Annotated in this window: 13 protein-coding genes and 2 pseudogenes; 12 read left to right on the top strand and 3 right to left on the bottom strand. The window is 69.4% G+C overall.

Features of this window, described 5'->3' with window-relative positions; translation table 11 throughout:
- Nucleotides 1-205 precede the first annotated feature (205 nt).
- Complete coding sequence (locus LXE91_RS30750; protein ID WP_039370150.1) at nt 206-1,513, top strand: MFS transporter; 1,308 nt, start codon at nt 206-208, stop codon at nt 1,511-1,513.
- Between the two features lie 293 nt (nt 1,514-1,806).
- A complete protein-coding gene (locus LXE91_RS30745) occupies nt 1,807-2,568 on the top strand; it encodes a DUF4397 domain-containing protein (protein ID WP_039370154.1) in 762 nt (253 codons plus the stop codon).
- Between the two features lie 64 nt (nt 2,569-2,632).
- On the opposite strand, the gene LXE91_RS30740 is transcribed toward LXE91_RS30745, so the two are convergent.
- On the bottom strand, nt 2,633-3,181 hold the full coding sequence (locus tag LXE91_RS30740) for a DUF3005 domain-containing protein (protein WP_039370157.1): 549 nt from the start codon (nt 3,179-3,181) through the stop codon (nt 2,633-2,635).
- 88 nt (nt 3,182-3,269) lie between these two features.
- Between LXE91_RS30740 and LXE91_RS30735 the strand changes: the two genes are divergently transcribed.
- From LXE91_RS30735 to LXE91_RS30720, 4 genes are all read left to right on the top strand, one after another.
- Nucleotides 3,270-3,623 carry a hypothetical protein gene (locus tag LXE91_RS30735; RefSeq protein WP_076841375.1) on the top strand — a complete coding sequence of 118 codons (354 nt, stop codon included), beginning with the start codon at nt 3,270-3,272 and terminating at the stop codon, nt 3,621-3,623.
- A gap of 251 nt (nt 3,624-3,874) precedes the next feature.
- Nucleotides 3,875-5,425 carry an NCS1 family nucleobase:cation symporter-1 gene (locus tag LXE91_RS30730; RefSeq protein ID WP_039370159.1) on the top strand — a complete coding sequence of 517 codons (1,551 nt, stop codon included), beginning with the start codon at nt 3,875-3,877 and terminating at the stop codon, nt 5,423-5,425.
- A 22-nt stretch (nt 5,426-5,447) separates the two neighbouring features.
- Nucleotides 5,448-6,176, top strand: coding sequence for an aspartate/glutamate racemase family protein (locus tag LXE91_RS30725; RefSeq protein ID WP_039370162.1), 729 nt, complete (start codon nt 5,448-5,450; stop codon nt 6,174-6,176).
- A 61-nt stretch (nt 6,177-6,237) separates the two neighbouring features.
- Nucleotides 6,238-7,416 (top strand): LysR family transcriptional regulator, encoded by a 1,179-nt coding sequence (locus LXE91_RS30720; protein ID WP_039370165.1) that lies wholly within the window; start codon nt 6,238-6,240, stop codon nt 7,414-7,416.
- A gap of 78 nt (nt 7,417-7,494) precedes the next feature.
- On the opposite strand, the pseudogene LXE91_RS30715 reads toward LXE91_RS30720, so the two are convergent.
- A pseudogene (locus tag LXE91_RS30715) lies at nt 7,495-7,611 on the bottom strand (AEC family transporter); the annotation flags it as partial.
- A gap of 87 nt (nt 7,612-7,698) precedes the next feature.
- Nucleotides 7,699-9,269: pseudogene (locus tag LXE91_RS30710) on the bottom strand (MFS transporter).
- A 100-nt stretch (nt 9,270-9,369) separates the two neighbouring features.
- Here LXE91_RS30710 and LXE91_RS30705 point away from each other — a divergent pair.
- The 6 genes from LXE91_RS30705 (at nt 9,370) to LXE91_RS30680 (ending at nt 15,402) form a co-directional block, all read left to right on the top strand.
- Entirely contained in the window at nt 9,370-10,248 is an 879-nt protein-coding gene (locus LXE91_RS30705; RefSeq protein WP_039370170.1) for a LysR family transcriptional regulator, read from the top strand.
- A 157-nt stretch (nt 10,249-10,405) separates the two neighbouring features.
- Nucleotides 10,406-11,392 carry an ABC transporter substrate-binding protein gene (locus LXE91_RS30700; protein ID WP_278068145.1) on the top strand — a complete coding sequence of 329 codons (987 nt, stop codon included), beginning with the start codon at nt 10,406-10,408 and terminating at the stop codon, nt 11,390-11,392.
- A 337-nt stretch (nt 11,393-11,729) separates the two neighbouring features.
- A complete protein-coding gene (locus LXE91_RS30695; RefSeq protein ID WP_039370172.1) occupies nt 11,730-12,797 on the top strand; it encodes an ABC transporter substrate-binding protein in 1,068 nt (355 codons plus the stop codon).
- Between the two features lie 15 nt (nt 12,798-12,812).
- A complete protein-coding gene (locus LXE91_RS30690) occupies nt 12,813-13,655 on the top strand; it encodes an ABC transporter permease (protein ID WP_039370174.1) in 843 nt (280 codons plus the stop codon).
- Nucleotides 13,656-13,694: 39 nt separating this feature from the next.
- Nucleotides 13,695-14,516 carry an ABC transporter permease gene (locus tag LXE91_RS30685; RefSeq protein ID WP_278068144.1) on the top strand — a complete coding sequence of 274 codons (822 nt, stop codon included), beginning with the start codon at nt 13,695-13,697 and terminating at the stop codon, nt 14,514-14,516.
- A 40-nt stretch (nt 14,517-14,556) separates the two neighbouring features.
- The gene (locus LXE91_RS30680; protein WP_039370178.1) at nt 14,557-15,402 is read left to right on the top strand and encodes an ABC transporter ATP-binding protein; all 846 of its coding nucleotides are present in this window, start codon (nt 14,557-14,559) and stop codon (nt 15,400-15,402) included.
- The last annotated feature ends 7 nt before the right edge of the window (nt 15,403-15,409 follow it).

The raw sequence follows: 15,409 nt of genomic DNA, 5'->3' as shown, positions 1-15,409 counted from the left end.
TCCATCAAAAACCTCGTTAAACACGTGGTGTTTCTCACGAAATCGCTTTCCGTCACACGGCCGGAATCGTGCCTGTTCGATTCGGTATTTTCTAGTGTGTACGCTATTTAATTGCCGTGATATACAGACTCCAGTGCGCAGCGGAACGCCCGCTCGCGTCGATCGGCCACCCATTCATCCGTCACATTCGAACAGGGGCAATCCCATGTCTACCGCACACCCGAGCGCCGCCGTTTCCCCCGACGACGCGCTGCACGGCAATCTCTATCGCAAGGTCACGCTGCGCCTGATCACCCTCTTCTGCCTGTGCTACTTCGCGGCCTATCTCGACCGCATCAACATCGGGCTCGCGAAACTCCAGATGCTCGACGCGCTGAAGTTCAGCGATACCGTGTACGGGCTCGGCGCCGGCCTGTTCTTCGCCGGCTACATCCTGTTCGAAGTCCCGAGCAACCTGGTGCTGCAACGCGTCGGCGCAAAGCTGTGGATCGCGCGGATCATGATCACGTGGGGCCTGCTGTCGGGTGCGACGATGTTCGTGCACACGCCGATGCAGTTCTATATCGTGCGCTTCCTGCTCGGCGCGGCCGAGGCCGGCTTCCTGCCCGGCGTGCTGCTGTACCTGACGCAGTGGTATCCCGATGCGCGTCGCGCGCGCATCGTCGCGCTGTTCATGGTCGGGCTGCCGCTGTCGAGCATGATCGGCAGCCCGATCTCCGGGTGGATCATGCGCGCGTTCGACGGCACGCACGGGCTCGGCGGCTGGCAGTGGCTGTTCCTGCTCGAAGCGCTGCCGTCGGTGCTGCTCGGCTTCGCGGTGCTGCGCTGGCTGCCCAACAGCATCGAATCCGCGCAGTGGCTAAACGCCGACGAGAAGCATGCATTGCGTGCGAACCTCGATGCCGATCCGTCCGGCAACAAGAGCCATGCACTCGGCAAGGCGTTCTCCGATCCGAAGGTCTGGGCGCTCGGCCTGATCGACCTCTGCGTGCTGCTCGGCCTCTACGCGGTGAGCTTCTGGCTGCCGACGATCCTGCGCGACACGGGCGTGAAGGATGCGTATCACATCGGCTGGCTGATGGTGATCCCGAATGCCGCGGCCGTGCTCGCCACGCTGTACTGCGGCGCCAGTTCCGACCGCGCGCGCGAACGCCGCTGGCATATCGTCGTGCCGTTCGTGGTGTCGGCCGTCGCGCTGGCGATCGCGGCATCGTCGTCGCACGGCACGTTCGGCACGGTCCTGCTGTTCTCGCTGATCAATGCGGGCGCGGCCGCCGCCATGCCGGTCGTCTGGGCCCTGCCTTCGACGTTCCTGAAGGGCTCGGCCGCCGCCGGCGGGATCGCGTTCGCGTGCTCGATCGCCAACCTCGGCGGGTTCGGCAGCACGTACTTCATCGGCTGGCTGCGCGACACGTTCCATTCGCAAAGCGCGGGGCTGTACGGTTTCGCCGCGTGCATGCTGGTCGGCTGCGCACTCGCGCTCGCGTATCCGGCCCGGCTCGTGAACCGCTGACACAGCGCGCCGCCCGCGCGACGCTGCCTTTTTACAACCGCGCCGATCGCGCGGCCCGCCCCAACGCTCCCCGTGTCATCCCGCGCACGCCGCCAGCCCGGCGCGTGCGCGCTTCGCGCCCCCGCGCCGCCGTCTTTCCCCGGCTTTTTCTCCGCGCAGGCACATCGCTTGCGTCATCTCCGCGCCCGCCATCCGGCGGACAGCCATCTTCCTTCCAACCGGCGCTGCGCACCGCGCGATCCTTCGCGCGGCGATCCCGCATCGCAAGCAGGTTTCCTGAACGAGAGGACGACATGAAATCAATACGAACGATAGTGGCCCTGTGCTCGGTCATTTCCGTACTCGCAGCGTGCGGCGGCGGCGATGATGCCGGGACCGAACTCGGCATCTCGAAGCCGCAGGCGCGCTTCATCAACGCGGTGCCGGCCGGGCCCAACCTCGACTACTACCTGAACGCGAAGCTCGACCAGGGCAACGTCGCGTACAAGGGCGTGACGCGCTATCACGACGTCGACTCGGGCACGCAGAACGCGAGCTACGACCTCTCCGGCACGACGTCGACCATCGCCGCGCAATCGTTCAGCGCGGCAAACGGCCATCACTACACGACGATCGCGCTGCCGAGCACGACGTCGCTGATCTCCGTGATCGACGATCCGTACGACAAGGGCCTGCTGTCGGACAAGGCGCGCGTGCGCAGCTTCAACGCGTCGCCGAACGCGCAGAACGTCGACGTGTACGTCGTTCCGCCCGGCACCGACATCACGACGCAAAGCCCGACGCTCGCGGGCGCGGCCTACCAGAACGCGGTACCGGCATCGACGCAGGATTCGATCTACCTGAACGGCGGCAGCTACCAGGTGATCGTCACGACGGCCGGCAGCAAGACGCCGATCCTCAAGACCGCGCCGGTCACCATCAACAACAACGCCGACTGGCTACTCCTGACGATCCCGTCGGGCGGGGTCGGCGACGTGACGCCGAACGATATCCACGTGCTGGTTGCGCAGGGCAACGACGCCGATACGTCCGCGCAGGAACTCGGTCCGCAATAAGGACCGCCGATGATGGCGGCGGGCGGCGCGATCGTGCCGCCCGCCGCATCTTCCCGTCACGCGGTCAGTTGTTCCGCTCCAGGACGATCACATGCTCGGCGCGCGTGCGGTCGCCGTGCTCGACGTCGACATCGCCGATATGGCGGACGCGCCAGCCCGGCCGCGTCGCGATCTGCGGCATGTTGCCGGACGGTCGGCTCTCGATCCCGCCGAGCCCTTCGTCGGGCGTCTCGACCGCTTCGTCGAGCGACGCGTTCGAATAAATCACGTTGTCGTGCCACTTCGACGCGCCCGCGGCGGCTTCCATGCCCTTGCCGTCGACGTCGACCGTGTTGTCGGTCATCGCCATGTTCGCGTTGTCGAGCGTCGGGATCCGGGCGGCCGCTCGCCGCACGGGATCGCCGCTGTCGGGCGCCTGCGTGCCGCGCTCGATCGGCGGCAGGCCGGTCGGCATCTTCCCGGCAATCTTCTCGGGTGTCAGCGGATGCTGCGCGACCTGCGCCGCCTGGGTCGCCGCGTCGGGCATGTCGCCGGCCGCCGGCGTCTTCACCGGGCTCTTCTCGATCTGTTCCCGCTGCTTTTCAGGGGTCGGGTTCGATTCCGCGTTCTGCATTGCACCTCCTTGTCCGGCCCGCGCGCGTCGGCATCAGGGCTGCCGCCGACGGCCCGGGAATCGCTACAACGGTCCTTGCAAATCTTTCATGTGCGCGGCTGCGCACGCACGTCTCCGGGCGCACGTGCCGGACCGGCACGGCACCCTTCGTACGGACGGCGCACCCGCGCGCAGCCGGCGCGACGTCCGCTCCGCGCGTCAGCCGCCGCTCGCGCCGCCCGGCGCGGAAGCCGCGCCCGGCAAGCTCGCGCCGCTGTCGCCGCTGCTGCCGGCCGCGCCGCTGCTCGGCGTACCCGACGGTGCGGTCGACGGGGCGGCCGACATGCCGCCCGTTGCGCTCGAGTCCGAGCTTGCGCCGCCGTTGTCGCTCTTCTTCTGGCAGCCCGCGCCTGCCGCCAGGCCCGCAATCAGGAGGCCGGCGAAGACGGCTCGCGATACGTGACGAAGTGAATATCGCTGCATGACACCTCCGCTGATGTCGATGTGGATGGAGCCCGCAGGCGCGCAATTCGCGTGCCTTGTCCAGCCACCGCGGCTGGCCGCTTCCATTCATTTTTCAAATGACGGCCAACCGAATATTTAATTTCCCATCGCGTTGCCGGCCTCCCATACTCGCGAACACATACGAGACATAACGTCCACGGCGGCCGGGCCGGCGCAGCGTTCCCACGTTGCCGGTTTCGCGCCCCGCACATGGAAGGAGACAACGGCGTGCAACTGGAAGCCACCCACCGCCCGGGCATCGTGCCCGGCGCGGACGACGCATCGCATCGAACCGGTTCGGCGGCGCGCGACCCCGTGCTGAGCCCGCGGCTGCACAACCCCGACCTCGCGCCGACCAAGGCCGAGGGCCGGACGTGGGGCCGCTACAGCATCTTTGCGCTGTGGACCAACGACGTGCACAACATCGCGAACTACTCGTTCGCGATCGGGCTGTTCGCGCTCGGCCTGTCGGGCTGGCAGATGCTCGCATCGCTCGCGATCGGCGCGGTGCTCGTGTACACCTTCATGAACCTCACCGGCTACATGGGCCAGAAGACCGGCGTGCCGTTCCCGGTGATCAGCCGGATGAGCTTCGGCATCTACGGCGCGCTGCTGCCCGCGATGATCCGCGCGGTGATCGCGATCGCATGGTTCGGCATCCAGACCTATCTCGCGTCGGTCGTGCTGCGCGTGCTGCTCACCGCGATCTGGCCGGGCCTCGCCGCGTTCGACCAGGACGCGATCTTCGGGCTGTCGACGCTCGGCTGGGTCACGTTCGTCGCGATCTGGCTCGTACAGATCGGCATCCTCACGTACGGGATGGAAATGGTGCGCAAGTACGAGGGGCTCGCCGGCCCGGTGATCCTCGTCACGACGCTGTCGCTCGCCGCGTGGATGTTCAGCCGCACCGGCGGCCATCTCGCGATGTCGATCGGCAAGCCGCTGACCGGCTTCAGGATGTGGACGGAGATCTTCGCGGGCGGCTCGCTGTGGCTCGCGATCTACGGCACGCTGGTGCTCAACTTCTGCGATTTCGCGCGCTCTTCGCCGAGCGCGAAGACGGTGCGCGTGGGCAACTTCTGGGGCCTGCCGGTCAACATCCTCGTGTTCGCGACGATCAGCTTCGTGCTCGCCGGCGCGCAGTTCAAGCTGAACGGCCACATCATCCACAGCCCGACGGAAATCATCGCGACGGTGCCGAACAAGCTGTTCCTCGTGCTCGGCTGCGTCGCGTTCCTGATCGTGACGGTCGCGGTGAACATCATGGCGAACTTCGTCGCACCGGCGTTCGTGCTGACGAGCCTCGCGCCGCACCGCCTGTCGTTCCGCCGCGCGGGCCTGATCAGCGCGACGGTCGCCGTGCTGATCCTGCCGTGGAACCTGTACAACAGCCCGATCGTGATCGTCTACTTCCTGTCCGGCCTCGGCGCGCTGCTCGGCCCGCTGTACGGGATCATCACGGTCGACTACTGGCTCGTGCGCAAGCAGCGCGTGAACGTGCCCGACCTCTATACCGAAGCGCCGACCGGTGCCTATTTCTACACGCGCGGCGTGAACCGCAAGGCGCTCTCGGCGCTCGTGCCGTCCGCGCTGATCTCGATCACGCTCGCCGTCGTGCCGGCCTTCAGCGCGATGACGCCGTTCTCGTGGCTGCTCGGCGCGGCCATCGCGGGCAGCGTGTACTGGCTGCTGGCCGATCGCAACCGGCATTACGAGGAGCGTTCGGGCGAACCCATCGCGGTCGCCTGCGCCCGACACTGAAACACCTGCATACGGAGTCGCAATGAGGATCCTGGTAGTCAACGTCAACACAACCGAGTCGATCACCGACGCGATCGCCGCGCAGGCGCAGGCCTCCGCATCGCCGGGTACGGAGATCGTCGGGCTGACGCCGCGCTTCGGCGCGGAGTCGATCGAAGGCAACTTCGAGAGCTACCTCGCGGCGATCGCCGTGATGGATCGCGTGATGCACTACGACGAGCCGTACGACGCGGTGATCCAGGCCGGCTACGGCGAACACGGCCGCGAAGGCCTGCAGGAACTGCTGACGGTGCCCGTCGTCGACATCACCGAAGCAGCCGCGAGCGTCGCGATGCTGCTCGGCCACCGCTACTCGGTCGTCACGACGCTCGACCGCACGGTGCCGCTGATCGAGGATCGCCTGAAGCTCGCCGGGCTCGACGCGCGCTGCGCGTCGGTGCGCGCCAGCGGCCTCGCGGTGCTCGAACTCGAGGAGAATCCGGCCCGCGCGATCGAGTCGATCGTCGGCCAGGCGCAGCGCGCAGTGAAGGACGATCACGCGGAAGTGATCTGCCTCGGCTGCGGCGGGATGGCCGGCCTCGACCGGCAGATCGAGGAATGCACGGGCGTGCCGGTCGTCGACGGCGTATCGGCGGCCGTCGCGCTCGCCGAGTCGCTGGTGCGCCTGAAGCTGAAAACGTCGAAAGTCCGCACGTACGCGCCGCCGCGCCCGAAGCGGATCGTCGGCTGGCCGGGCACCTTCGCGCAATGACGCGGCGCCGGCCCGCTGCTGCGTCGCACTCGGGCATCGGGTCGCCGGGAGGCGGATCGGCATGCGGGCCCCACTAGACCCGAACGCCCTGCCCGGCGACGCGCCTGACGCCGCGGTCTCTCTCGACGTGCTCGATGCGCGGCTGATGCGCATCCTGCTCGTGCTGCTGACCGAGCGCACCGTGTCGCGTGCGGCCGTGCGCCTGAACATGTCGCAGCCGGCCACCAGCGCCGCGCTCAAGCGCCTGCGCACGCTGCTCGGCGATCCGCTGCTGGTGCGCAGCCGCTACGGGATGGTGCCGACCGAGTTCGGCGCGCGGCTGATCGAGCCGCTGCGCAACGCGCTGCGCGTGATCGACTTCATCCGCATCCAGCAGCCGAGGTTCGACGCGCGCACGTCGGTGCGCACCTACCGGATCGGCTGCCCCGACTACCTGAACGTGCTGTTCGTGCCGAAGCTCGTCGCGCTGTTCCGCGAACGCGCACCGGACGCGCAACTCGTGTTTCACCCGCTCGGCGACGGCTTCGACGACGAGCGCGCACTGGCCGACGGCGAACTCGACGTCGTGATCGACAATCGCCCTGCACGCTCGTCGCGGTTCCGGCAGGACGACCTGTTCGACGATCGCGTCGTGTGCCTGATGCGCGCGACGCATCCGCTCGCGCGGCGCGGCACGATGACGGCGGCCGAGTTTGCCGAAGCGCCGCAGCTGTGCCCGACACCGTCGTGGCTCGAGGCGTCCGGCGCGATCGACAGGCAGCTCGAACGCGTGGGCCTGCAGCGGCGGATCGTCGTCACGCTGCCGCATTTCGAACTCGCCGCGCATGCGCTCGTGCGCACCGACATGCTGCTGACCACCACGTACCGGCTCGCGCGGCACTACGCGAAGCTGCTGCCGCTCGCCGCCGTCGCGCTGCCGGCCGAACCGCCGGACATCGTGTACCGGATGACCTGGAACGAATCGGGCGAGTGCGTCGAGGGCGTGCGCTGGTTGCGCGGGCTGATCGCGGAAGCGACGCGTGCGTGGCTTGATGCCGACGCGATGCAGCCGGCGGTGGCGGCAGTGGCGGCCGGTGCGGTCTTGGACGTCGACGCGCGGAACAGCACGCCGGCCGAGGCCGATACACCCGAACCCGCGCGACGCACGCGCCGCAGGCCGGCAACGCATTGCCACGCGTCGCATCCTCGGCGTGTCGCCCATGCGGCACGCATCCATCGCCTCGCGACGAAGTCGCATTGATCGCGCGTGATCGATCGGCGCGACAACCAGCTGACACGCAGTTCAATCTCCGTCGATCCGCCGCACGGCCCGACAACCGATCAATCGGTTGAGATCCGAGGCTGAGGCCGGCCCAAGCACCCCTCGCCGTCTGCACAGGAACCCTGCCTCGATCAGCCCGAACACGGGCAGCAGAATCTCGAACGTCGATGACATCCGGAATACGCTGCGTGAAACCGGAACGCGCGAGCTTGATGGTTCCGCCGGGTCGCGCCCGGTGCCCCGCGCGGGCCGCCCCGTGCGTCACGCGCCGTCGCGCATCGGTTGCTCAAGCAACTTGTAGGCAACGACGGCCGCGATCAGCGCAAGCCCGCCGCTCACCGTCAGCGCATCGGCGAACCCGCTCGCGAACGCGACGGGCGCCGCCTGCGCGAGCGCGCCGGCGGCCGACGGCGGCACACGCTCGAGCGCCCGCGCCGGTCGCCGGCCAGCAGGCTCGACATGAACTGTGCGTCGGCGAATGCACTCAGGCCGGGCGCGGCGGACAGCAGCCGGTCGAGCCGCGCCTGCGTGCTCGCCGCCAGCACCGCGCCGAGCACGCCGACGGCCGTCACGATCGCCGAGAAACGCGTCGTCGTGCTGATGCCCGATGCCATGCCGGTGCGGTTCGGCGGCACGCACGCCATGATCGCCTTCTGCGTGTCGCCGTTCATGATGCCCGCGCCGCAACCCGTCACGAACATGCCGAGCGCGACGAGCCGGTAGTCGCCGCTGGCCGTCAGCGCCGCGGTTGCGAGGTTGCCCGTGCCGATCAGCGCGAGCCCGCCCGCCAGCACGCCGTCGGACGACACGCGCGCGGCCAGCGCCGCGCCGAGCGACGGCCCCGCGATCATCGCGAACGCGAACGGCAGCATCCCGAGCCCCGCGTCGATCGCCGGCATCCCGAACCCGTTCTGCAGGTACAGCGGCAGGAACGTCATCATCACCTGCGCACACGCCGCATAGCCGAACATCGCAAGCACGGCGCCGACGAAGCGCGGCTGGCGGAACAGCGCGAGATCGATCATCGGCCGCGCCTGCCAGCGCTCCACGCCGATGAATGCCGCGAACAGCGCGGCGGCCAGCGCGAGCCGGCCGAGCGTCGCCACCGACCACCAGCCGTGCGACGGCGCGCCGATCAGCGCTGCGATCGCGCACGCGAGCGCCGCGCCGAACAGCAGGCTGCCGGCCACGTCCACGCGCTTCGCGTGCGGATCGCGCGACTCGTCGATCGCAACGTGTGCACCGGCCGCGAGCAGCAGGCAGACGGGCAGGTTCAGCAGGAACACCCAGCGCCAGCCGATCCATTGCGTGATCGCGCCGCCGACGAGCGGCGCGATGGCCGTCGCGATCCCCATGCACATGCCCCAAATCGCCCATGCGCGCGCCCGTTCGCGCCCGTCCGGAAAGCGGTTCGCGATCACGGCGAGCGCGGCCGTCAGCAGCAGCGCGGCGCCGCCGCCCTTCACCGCCCGCGCGGCGATCAGCCAGCCGGCCGTCGGTGCGACGCCGCAGCCGAGCGATGCAAGAAAGAACAGCGCGAGCCCCGTGAAGAGCATCCGCTTGCGCCCGAAGCGGTCGGCGAGGCCGCCTGCCGGCAGCAGGCATGCGGCGAACGCGGTCATGTAGGCGCTCACGACCCATTCGATATCGGCGAAGCTCGCGTGGAAACTGCGCGCGATGCTCGGCAGCGACACGGCGACGACGTTGGTATCGAGCACGATCAGCGAGCAGGTGGCGGACGCGACGGCGAGCGTCGCGGCGGCGGGCAGGCGGGCACCCGTGGGCGCGGCGGCAGCCGCGCCTGCGCGCGACGCCGGGGAAGGCTGGGACATTGACTACTCCGGAACAGGAAGAACGAGCCGTATGCTAGGCTCGGCCCGTATTGCCTGTCATTGACACACCGATGCTATTTTATTGACGAAAATTGCAATCATGGACCGACTCGAATTCCGCCACGTGCGCGCGTTCCTGAGCGTCGCGCAGCACCTGCACTTCGCCCGTGCGGCCGAAGCGCTCGACATGGCGCCGCCCGCGCTCACGCGGCAGATCCAGGAGGCCGAGCGCGTGCTCGGCGTGCGCCTCTTTCACCGGTCGCGCCGCGCCGTCACGTTGAGCGCGGCCGGCGAGGCCTATCTCGCCGAGGCACGCGCCGCGGTCGAGCATCTGCAGCGCGGCCGCGAACTCGCTGCCCTGGCCGAGCGCGGCGAACTCGGCCGGATCGAGATCGGCTACGTGTCGTCGGCCGTCTATTCGGGCACCCTGCAGCGCACCGTCGGCGCGTTTCGCGACGCGCACCCGCGCATCGAGCTGAACCTGCGCGAAGTGCCGATGGACGACGTCGCGAACCAGCTCGACACCGGCCGGATCGACCTCGCGTACGTGCGTCCGCCGCTGCCGCTGCCCGGCGGCCTGCGGGTCGTCACACTGCAGCGCGACGTGTTCGTCGCGGCCGTGTCGGCCGGGTCGCGCTACGCATCGATGGCCGCCATTCGCGCAGCCGACCTCGCCGACGCGCGCTTCGCGGTGCCCGAACAGGAGCGCGGCACGCTCGAAGTCGCGCGCCGCGGCCGCTTCGCACCACTGATCGCCGCCCGCCCGGGCGGCCTGCTCGCTGTGCTCGCATGCGTGTCCGTGAATGGCTGGGTTGCGGTGATTCCCGATGCGCTCGCCGGCTGCGTGTCGCTGCCGGGCGTCGTGTACCGGCCGATCGTCGGCAAGCCGATCACGTCGGAACTGGCGCTCGCGCACCGGCGCTTCGAAAAGGCGCCGGCGGTACGCGCGTTCCTGCGGACGGTTCCGTCCGCCGCGTAAGCGCCGCCTGAAACCCGCGTGCGGCGATGGCGACCCTGCCGGCCGTTGCCGCACGAATATGCATTGCACGATTCGATGTTTGTCGGCCGGAAACCGATTCCGTAACCTGCCCGGCAGCCGCGCCGCCTGCGCGCGGATCACCGAGGACACCCCGCCGATGAATCCCTCCTCCGCCCCGCCGCGCCGCCGCGTGCTGCAGCGGCTTGCCGCCCTCGCCGCCGCGCCGCTCGCCGGCGGCATCGCACGGCCCGCCCATGCGGCCGGCGCCGACCTGTCGGGCGTCACGCTCGTGCTCGGCGACCGGGCCGGCGGCCTGCGCGCGCTCGCGGAAGCCGCGCACGTGCTCGACGGCACGCGTTACCGGTTTCGCTGGGCCAACTTCCAGGGTGCGGCGCCGCTGTTCGAGGCGCAGCGCGCGGGCGCGATCGATCTCGCGCCGGCCGGCGACCTGCCCGTGCTGACGGCCGCACTCGGCGACCCGTCGTTGCGGATCGTCGCGACGCGCGTCGGCTCGCCGGCGTCGCTCGGCATCGTCGTACAGCCCGATTCGCCGGTCCGCACCGTCGCCGACCTGAAAGGGCAAACCGTCGTCGTGTCGTCCGCGCGCGGCAGCATCTCGCAGTACCAGTTGTACGGCGCGCTGCGCGAACACGGCCTCGCGCCGCGTGATGTCGACGTGCGCTTCGTGCTGCCCGTCGATGCGTTCGCTGCATTCGAGGCGAAGCGGATCGGCATCTGGGCGACGTTCGACCCGTACTACGGCCATGCGGTACGGCGCGGCGCGCGCATCGTCCGCGACGGCAGCGGCATCAATTCCGGGCTGGCATTCCTGACGTCGCCGATCGAAACCCTCGACGATCGCGCGAAGCGCGCGGCGCTCGCCGACGTGCTGGAGCGGCTCGCCCGCGCGGGCCAATGGGCGCTCGCGCATCCGGCCGACTATGCGAGCGTCTATGCGTCGCTCACGCGCCTGCCGCCCGACGCGGCCACCGACATCGCGCACCGGGCCGCGCTTGCGCAGCGCAGCCTCAGCGGCGCGGACATCGACGTGCTGCAGCGTGTCGCCGACCGCGCGGCGGCCGATGCGATCCTGCCGCGGCGCGTCGATGTCGCATCGATCGCGATCCGCAACGTATCGGCCTGAACGATGACGCGCCTGGCTGCGATCGACGTGGCCGCGCCATCCGGAGGTAGATCGGGCCTCTCGTGACGACGATCGCGTTGCTCGTGCTGCTGCGGCGCGCCCGTTCTGGCCCCCTGAGCCGCCAATCCCTCCGGCCGGTGTACCGCCTCGCATCACCGATGCGGGATGGCGAGCCATCGGCGCCCCGTTACGACGGCCCGCGGGCCCGCTTCCGCGCCCCCCGATGCGGCGATAAGCATAGTTCAAATCGTTTCTTGTCCGGTCCCCGCACGTCGCCGAGAATGCCTCGACAGGCTGTTGCACAGCCTCGCTTCCCAACATTCCGGACCATCGATTCATGCTTCCACTGCGCCTGCTTCGCTCATTGCTGATCGCGTCCCTCATTGCGTTGCCGGCCGCCGCCGCGCACGCCGACAAGCCCGCCACCATCCGCATCGGTGTCGCCCAGCAAGGCGCCGGCGATCCGCCGACGTTCGGCGGATCGAGTGCGGCCACCGCGCAGTTGCAGCAGCTGGTCGAAAAGGAGTTCGCGGCCGACGGCATCAAGGTGGAGTGGCTGTTCTTCAAGGGCGCGGGGCCGGCCGTCAACGAGGCGATCGCCAACAAGGCGCTCGACTTCGCTTACCAGGGCGACCTGCCCGCCGTGCTCGCACGGGCGAACGGGATCAAGACGCGCCTGCTGCTCGCCGCGAGCGTGCGCTCGGGCGTCAAGATCGCGGTGCCGCCCGACTCCCCCATCCGTTCGATCAAGGACCTGAAGGACCGCCGCGTGTCGATCTTCCGTGGCACGAACCTGCAGCTCGTCGCCGACAACGCGCTCGCGAAGAACGGCCTCAGCGAACGCGACCTGCGCGTGATCAATCTCGACGCCGCGAGCTCGCTCGCCGCGCTCGCGTCGAAGGGCATCGATGCGTCGGTGGGCGACTACCAGCTGTACAAGCTGCGCGACGCGGGGCTCGCGAAGATCATCTACGAATCGCAGAACGACGGCCCTCAGCTCACGCGCCAGACCCACCTGCTCGTGCTCGACGAATTCGAGCGCGCGCATCCGGACATCGTGCAGCGCGTCGTCACCGCACTCGTGAAGGGCGCGCAATGGTCGTCCGACGAAGCGAACCGCGACGCGCTGTTCAAGCTATGGGCGAAAAGCGGCGTGCCGGTATCGTCGTGGCAGGCCGACTATGCGAACCAGCGGCTGAAGGATCGCCTGTCGCCGCTGATCGATCCGTTCTTCGTCGCGCGCTACAAGTCCGTCGCGCAGGATGCGCTGGCGCTGAAGCTGATCCGTCAGCCGGTCGACGTCGACGGCTGGTTCGAGCCGAAGTATCTCGACAATGCGCTGCGCACGCTGAAGCTCGAAAGCTACTGGCCACGCTACGACGCGGCCGGCAAGCCGCTTTCCTGACCCGGACCTGCCCCGATGAGCGACACCGCGTTTTCCCTTCCGTCATCCGAGCGTGACGCGCTCGCCGCGCCGCCGCACCGTGCGACGGCCGTGAAGCGGTGGTCGTGGCGGCTCGCGCCGTGGCTGCTGCCCGCACTGTTGTTCGCACTATGGAGCGTCGGCAGCGCGCGCGGCTGGATCGCGCCGCAGATCCTGCCGCCGCCCGAGCGCGTGTTCGATTCACTGGAAGATCTCGCGACGAGCGGCGACCTCGTGCGCCACACGCTGGTCAGCCTGCAGCGCGTGCTGGTCGGCTTCGCCGCCGGCACGCTGCTCGGCTTCGCGACCGGCGTGGCGCTCGGCCTGTCGCGCACGCTGGAAGCCTACGTATTGCCGAGCTTCAATGCGATCGTGCAGATTCCGGTGCTCGGCTGGCTGCCGTTCCTGCTGCTGCTCGTCGGCGTCGGCGAGCCGCTCAAGTACCTGCTGATCGCGCATGCGGCGCTCGTCCCCGTCACGCTGAGCACGTTGCAAGGGTTTCGCCAGACGCCACCCGCGCTCGATGAAGTCGCGCGCGTATTCGGCTATACGCGCCGGCAACGCATCGTGCACGTCGTGCTGCCGGCCGCGATCCCGACGCTCGCGACCGGCGTGCGGCTCGCGTTCACGAAGTCGTGGCTCGCGCTCGTCGTCGTCGAGCTCGTTGCATCGTCCGAAGGGCTCGGCTACCTGATCGTGTACGGGCGGCAACTGTTCCAGCTCGATCTCGTGATGGCGGCCGTGATCGTCGTCGGTGCGGTCGGCCTGCTGATCAACCGGCTGCTCGATGCGCTCGAAGCACGCTTGCGCCGCGGCGTGCCGTCCGCGTTCCGCGGCTGATCGGCCGCCGCTGCCCGCGCCACCGAAGGAGTCCCTCCCTTGACGTATCCTGCTGCCGCGCCTGACGCCACCCCGCCTGCCACCACGGCCACCCGCCGCCTGCGCGCGCCCGACTGGCGCGGCTTCGTGCTGCCGCTCGTCGCGTTCGCGCTGTGGTGGGCGATCGCTTCCGCGCACCTCGTGAACAGCGGGCTGCTCGTCGGCCCCGCCGACGTGCTGCGCACCGCCCGGGCGCAGGCCACGAGCGGCGCACTCGGCCGTGCGCTGTCCGCGTCGCTCGCACGTGAAGCGTGCGGCTTCGTGCTCGGCGCGACGGGCGGGCTGCTGCTCGGCGCCGTGCTCGGGCTGTCGCGCGTCGCGGCGCGCATGGTCGGCCCGAGCTTCGACACGTTCAAGCAGATCTCGCTGTTCGCATGGATTCCGCTGATTTCCGTGTGGTTCGGCCTCGGCGACGTCGCCAAGGTCGTATTCCTGTCGCTCGCCGCGCTGCTGCCCGTTGCCGCGCACACCTGCGACGGCATTCATGCGGTGCCGCGCGCGTATGTCGACGTCGCCCGCGCGCTGCGCTACTCGCGGCTCCAGCTCGTGCGCTACGTGATCCTGCCGGCCGCGCTGCCGTCGATCTTCACCGGGCTGTATCTCGGCCTGATCTATTCGTGGCTCGCGACGCTCGGCGCCGAATACCTGCTGGTCGCCGGCAGCGGGATCGGCAACACGCTGATCGACGGCAGCGAACAGTTCCGGATGGATCTCGTGCTGTTCGGGATCATCGTCGTCGGCGTGACCGGCTGGGCGCTGAACGCGGTCGCGCGCGCGATCGAGCGCAAGGTGCTGGCCCGGCGCGGCGACCTGGCGCGCTGATCGCCTGACTCTTCCTCGTCCCCCTTTTCCTCGCACCGCCATGACGACTCTCGCCTCCGATTCGCTCGACATCCTCCATGTGAGCAAGCACTACGCGCAACGCGGCGCGGCGCTCGCCGTACTCGACGACGTGTCGCTGCACGTGCGCGCCGGTGAATTCGTCACGATCGTCGGCTCGAGCGGTTGCGGCAAGTCGACGCTGCTGCGGCTGATCGCCGGGCTCGATACCGATTACGCGGGCGAGATCCGGGCCGGTGCCGAACGCGTGCACGACACGTCGCTGCAGCGCGGGATCGTGTTTCAGGATCACCGGCTGTTCCCGTGGCTCACCGTCGCGCAGAACATCGAGGCCGCGCTGCGCAACGCGCCGCTCGACGCGGCCGCGAAGCGGCGCGCGGTTGCCGATCACATCGCGCTCGTCGGGCTGAACGGCTTCGAGCACGCGTATCCGAACCAGCTGTCGGGCGGGATGGCGCAGCGCGTCGCGATCGCGCGCGGCCTCGTGAACCGCCCGCGCGTGCTGCTGCTCGACGAGCCGTTCGGCGCGCTCGACGCGCAGACGCGCGCGCGGATGCAGAACGAACTGCTGCGCATCTGGGAACAGGAGCGCATCACGATGATCCTCGTCACGCACGACGTCGACGAAGCCGTGTATCTCGGCGACCGCGTCGTGACGATGGCGCCGCGCCCGGGCCGTATCGAACGCATCGTCGATGTCGCGTTGCCGCGCCCGCGCCGGCGCGATTCGCCCGCATTCGCGCGATTGCGCGACACCGTGCTCGCCGATTTCGACGACCACGAACCGCCGGGCGACGACCGCCCGGGCGGCCGGCGCATCGACACGCCGCGCCCGCACCGGATCGGCGAATGGCGGCTGGCGTGGTAGCGCGCAC

The sequence above is a fragment of the Burkholderia contaminans genome (assembly GCF_029633825.1).
In the GTDB taxonomy this organism is placed as follows: domain Bacteria; phylum Pseudomonadota; class Gammaproteobacteria; order Burkholderiales; family Burkholderiaceae; genus Burkholderia; species Burkholderia contaminans.
The sequence above is the reverse complement of the archived record's forward strand: the minus strand, read 5'-3'. Positions and strand labels throughout refer to the sequence as shown.

What these genes read in the sequence shown, in the direction of transcription:
- LXE91_RS30750 (WP_039370150.1), top strand. Translation starts at nt 206, where the DNA reads ATGTCTACCGCACACCCGAGCGCCGCCGTTTCCCCCGACGACGCGCTG.
- LXE91_RS30745 (WP_039370154.1), top strand. Translation starts at nt 1,807, where the DNA reads ATGAAATCAATACGAACGATAGTGGCCCTGTGCTCGGTCATTTCCGTA.
- LXE91_RS30740 (WP_039370157.1), bottom strand. Translation starts at nt 3,181, where the DNA reads ATGCAGAACGCGGAATCGAACCCGACCCCTGAAAAGCAGCGGGAACAG.
- LXE91_RS30735 (WP_076841375.1), top strand. Translation starts at nt 3,270, where the DNA reads ATGTGCGCGGCTGCGCACGCACGTCTCCGGGCGCACGTGCCGGACCGG.
- LXE91_RS30730 (WP_039370159.1), top strand. Translation starts at nt 3,875, where the DNA reads ATGGAAGGAGACAACGGCGTGCAACTGGAAGCCACCCACCGCCCGGGC.
- LXE91_RS30725 (WP_039370162.1), top strand. Translation starts at nt 5,448, where the DNA reads ATGAGGATCCTGGTAGTCAACGTCAACACAACCGAGTCGATCACCGAC.
- LXE91_RS30720 (WP_039370165.1), top strand. Translation starts at nt 6,238, where the DNA reads ATGCGGGCCCCACTAGACCCGAACGCCCTGCCCGGCGACGCGCCTGAC.
- LXE91_RS30705 (WP_039370170.1), top strand. Translation starts at nt 9,370, where the DNA reads ATGGACCGACTCGAATTCCGCCACGTGCGCGCGTTCCTGAGCGTCGCG.
- LXE91_RS30700 (WP_278068145.1), top strand. Translation starts at nt 10,406, where the DNA reads ATGAATCCCTCCTCCGCCCCGCCGCGCCGCCGCGTGCTGCAGCGGCTT.
- LXE91_RS30695 (WP_039370172.1), top strand. Translation starts at nt 11,730, where the DNA reads ATGCTTCCACTGCGCCTGCTTCGCTCATTGCTGATCGCGTCCCTCATT.
- LXE91_RS30690 (WP_039370174.1), top strand. Translation starts at nt 12,813, where the DNA reads ATGAGCGACACCGCGTTTTCCCTTCCGTCATCCGAGCGTGACGCGCTC.
- LXE91_RS30680 (WP_039370178.1), top strand. Translation starts at nt 14,557, where the DNA reads ATGACGACTCTCGCCTCCGATTCGCTCGACATCCTCCATGTGAGCAAG.